The following is a 545-nucleotide window of genomic DNA, read 5'->3' as shown; positions in this document are numbered from 1 at the left end:
GTTGCAATCTGCGGTGCCACTGGCAAGTTCTTCTCGTTCTAACTCAAGGGCTGCACGCATTTTCACGATGTCGCCAGGCGTTACTTGCATCGCTGCAAATTCCGCAATGTTACTTTCAAGCAACTGGCGAGCTTGGAGCATTTCAAACGGACCGGCATCATCGCTGATCACGTTCTCACGGGAGTTCGGTTGAGATGGAATATTGATGACATACACCCCAGAACCTTTCTTCACTTCGACAAGGTTTTCCAGCTCCAGCATGATGATCGCTTCACGCACTACTGTGCGGCTAACGTCGAGACGTTCTGCGATATCGCGCTCAGGCGGCAGCCTATCTCCGACCACGTAACGGCCATTGATAAGTTCTTGTCTAAGGACTAAACCGATCTCTTGATACGGTCTTTTCGGTTCAAAAGACATCATGATGATATTATCACTATATTCCATCTAACTTCTCACGCCATCATAACGACCAATAACAATTGGTCAACCTCTATGTACCAGAATGTGGTAACACCTTGTTTTCGATTGTTTATTACTAATTA

1 protein-coding gene is annotated in these 545 nt (G+C 46.2%); it reads right to left on the bottom strand.

Annotated elements, in window-relative coordinates; translation table 11 throughout:
- Positions 1 to 447: GntR family transcriptional regulator (locus R7Q11_RS28685; protein WP_225467287.1), on the bottom strand; the 447-nt coding region annotated here is incomplete at its 3' end.
- Positions 448 to 545: the final 98 nt, after the last annotated feature.

This window comes from Vibrio sp. 970 (genome assembly GCF_033339075.1).
Note: the sequence above shows the minus strand (reverse complement) of the source record. Positions and strands in the feature narration are given on the sequence as shown.